Genomic DNA, 3,037 nt, shown 5'->3' on the forward strand with positions numbered 1-3,037 from the left:
ACCCACCCCGAAGCAGACCCGACCTGCAACGGTCAAGACCTCACGCCTGCTGCCCTTGCGACGGCAGGTTCCCGCCCCGGCAGAATCCCCATCGGGATCTTCCGGTCAGCGTCCGGCGGGACGGACACCCCAGGAGACCAACCCGAAAGGGCCGGTCAGCCAGGTGCCGCACACGGTTCCCACCACCACCCCGCGACGCCCTCACCGGGTCCGCGGGGCAGCCCTCGGCCACGGCTTCCACCGCCACGTGCACGCCACCCCGATCACCGACCGGGACGGTAGCGCCAGCCGGATGCCCGGCTCGCCGAGGATCGCATAGGGAACCAGAGACGCTGTACAGGCGGTCGGAACTGACCGCCGTGGAGTGATCGGGTTGGGAGGAAGGGGAACGGCTGATGCGGGTCCTGACGTGGAACCTGTGGGGCCGTTACGGACCGTGGCAGCGCCGTCGGGAGGCGATCGCGGCGACGCTGACCGAGGTGGGCCCGGACGTGTGCGGGCTGCAGGAGGTGTGGGGCACCCACGGGCAGAACCTGGCCGCCGACCTCGCCGAGCGGCTGGGCATGCACTGGTGCTGGGCGATCGCGGGCCAGACGAGCGCCGGGCACGACGACGACCTGTTCATCGGCAACGCGATACTCAGCCGTTGGCCCATCGCCGGGCACACCGAGGTACCCCTGCCCACCGGCGATCCCGGCGAGGGCAGGGTGGCCCTGCACGGGCGGATCGATACGCCGCACGGTGCCCTGCCGATGTTCACCACCCATCTGACCTACCGGCCCGGCGGCTCACAGGTGCGCCTGCCCCAGGTCCGGCGGCTGGCCACGTTGGTCGCCGAGGAGGCGGCGGACTGCGCCTACCCGCCGGTGGTCACCGGCGATCTCAATGCGGAGCCCGACTCCGACGAACTGCGACTGCTCGGCGGGTTGCTCACCGCTCCCGCGGTCCCGGGGCTGGTGCTCGTCGACGCCTGGCGCTACGCCGACCCGGCCGACCCCGGCTTCACCTGGGACCGCCGCAACGGCTACCAGGCCGACACGGTGCTCCCCGACTCACGTATCGACTACGTCCTGGTCGGCCTGCCCCGGGATGGGCGCGGGCGGGTGCGATCCGCCCGCCTCGCCGGCACCAGCCCCGTCGACGAGGTGTGGCCATCGGATCACTTCGCCGTCGTCACCGACCTTCAGTCGTAGCAGCTCCGAGGCCGCGCAGGTCCGCTGCGGATTGCCTCACTCGTTGCGGGCCGTCTCCGGACCGGTGATCCGCCGCAGCAGCGGCAGCGTCGAGGCGACGATGCCCAGCGACACCGCGAGCCCGCCGCCGACCATGAGGTAGAACGACAGGTCCGGCGCTCGCAGCGGGTAGCCGAGCTGCGCCCGCAGGAACAGATGCGCGGCCAGGAATCCCAGCCCGGTCGCCACCGTCGCGACGAGCAGCAGGGGCACGACGGTTTCCAGCGCGACCACCCGACGCAGGGTGTGTAGCTGCACCCCGGTGAGCCGCAGCATGCTGAACGGTCGCTTCCGGTCGCTCAGCCCGCCGGCCACGCTCACCGCCAGGCTGCAGCCGGCGATCGGCAGGCTGGCCAGTATGATCACGTTGGCCAGTTGCTGGAACTGCCTCAGTTGCCGCGCGGAGTTCGCCTCCCACTCGCCGACGCTGATCGGAAAGCGACCCAGGGGGAACGCGTCGACCAGCAAGGTGCGGGCCCGCTCGAACGCGGAGCGGCTGGTGGTGTCGACGACCACCGACAGGATCGGTTGCCGGTCGACCTCCGCGGGGGAGATGCCGGCGGCGTCCCAGACGTACGTGTCACTGGTCAGGTCGAACGCCCGCATGCCGATGAGGTCGCTCGCCACCTGCGCGACCCGCGCGCCGGCGGGGCAGCTGCCGAACACCGCCAGGCGGTCCAGTTCGGCGCAGGTGACCAGGCCCTGCCATGCGTCCCGGTCGGGGTTGCGGTGCACCACGGTGACACTGCGGACCCCGGGGATCGCCGTGAGCCCGGCCGGAATCTGGTCCGCGGTCGGCGCGGGACCCTCCTCGGGCCAGAACGACTTCGCCAGTGAGGTGGCGGCCACCGAGTCGGTGCGCGGTTCGCCGCGGTTGGCGACGAACGTGGTGATGATGCCGGTCGCCACGCTCGTCACGAACAGCGCCACGATCAACCCACTCACGGTCCGGAACCCGGCCTTCGGATCGTCCGACAGCCGCCGCCCGGCGATGAGCGCGGCGGGGCGGCTGGCCCGCCCCGCCAGCGCCCGGGCGCCGACCATCGTCAGCCACGGCCCCGCCAGCACCAGTCCGATCAGGACCAGCAAGAACCCGGACAGGTACGCGGTGATCTGGCCGTTGGTCGTCCCGGGACGCCGGCCGATGAAGTACGTCAGCTCGGCGAGCCCGACGACCAGCGGGATGAGCCGCCAGGCGCGCGGCGGCTTCGGGGTGACACGCCGACTCACGCCCAGCGGCGAGATCTGCACCCGGCGCAGCGCCAGGCAGGACGCCACGACCGCGCCGAGCGGGATGCCCAGCCCGACCGACAGGACGTCGATGCCGGTGAGCGACAGGTCGGCGCTGAAGAAAGGTTCACCGGTGAACGGGATCGTGGCGAGTGCCGGCCGGAGCGCGAAGAACAAGCCGAACCCGGCAGCCGTACCCGCCGCGGCGGCGACTGTCGACTCCACGGCCGAGATGACCGAGATCTGCCGGGGGGTGGCGCCGATCAGCCGCATCGCGGCGAAGCGCTGCTCCCGGCGGGTCGCGGCCAGCCGGGTCGCCGTGCCGATGAAGATGAGGACCGGGAAGAGCAGCGCGGCCGCGACGACCGACAGCACGAGGGTCATGCCGTCGTGGTTGATGCCGACGTAGCAGCCGTTGCCGCAGTCGCTCGGCGAGGTGGTCATGATCTGGGTGACCTGCCGGGCCCCCAGCTGCTCTAGATGATCGATTCCAAGGGGTCAGTGGTCGTAGGCGGTCAGGGATCGCATGGTCGGTTGGCCGGTGTGCCAGTTGTGCCAGATCGCGGCGGTCAGGG

3 protein-coding genes are annotated in these 3,037 nt (G+C 71.6%); 2 read left to right on the top strand and 1 reads right to left on the bottom strand.

The genetic code is table 11. From position 1 onward, the window contains the following. Together JNW87_RS36730 and JNW87_RS36735 are read left to right on the top strand one after the other, a co-directional pair. The coding region (locus JNW87_RS36730; RefSeq protein ID WP_238455304.1) for a hypothetical protein at positions 1-319 on the top strand (319 nt) is incomplete at its 5' end. A 76-nt stretch (positions 320-395) separates the two neighbouring features. Further along, complete coding sequence (locus JNW87_RS36735; protein ID WP_238455305.1) at positions 396-1,193, top strand: endonuclease/exonuclease/phosphatase family protein; 798 nt, start codon at positions 396-398, stop codon at positions 1,191-1,193. A 36-nt stretch (positions 1,194-1,229) separates the two neighbouring features. Here JNW87_RS36735 and JNW87_RS36740 read toward each other — a convergent pair whose 3' ends face one another. After that, entirely contained in the window at positions 1,230-2,906 is a 1,677-nt protein-coding gene (locus tag JNW87_RS36740; protein ID WP_238455306.1) for an FtsX-like permease family protein, read from the bottom strand. Positions 2,907-3,037 lie beyond the last annotated feature (131 nt).

The sequence above is a fragment of the Micromonospora sp. ATA51 genome, from assembly GCF_016802855.1.
GTDB classification, from domain to species: Bacteria; Actinomycetota; Actinomycetes; order Mycobacteriales; family Micromonosporaceae; genus Micromonospora; species Micromonospora sicca.

Coding starts and splice junctions, on each gene's coding strand:
- JNW87_RS36735 (WP_238455305.1), top strand. CDS start 396: ATGCGGGTCCTGACGTGGAACCTGTGGGGCCGTTACGGACCGTGGCAG.
- JNW87_RS36740 (WP_238455306.1), bottom strand. CDS start 2,906: ATGACCACCTCGCCGAGCGACTGCGGCAACGGCTGCTACGTCGGCATC.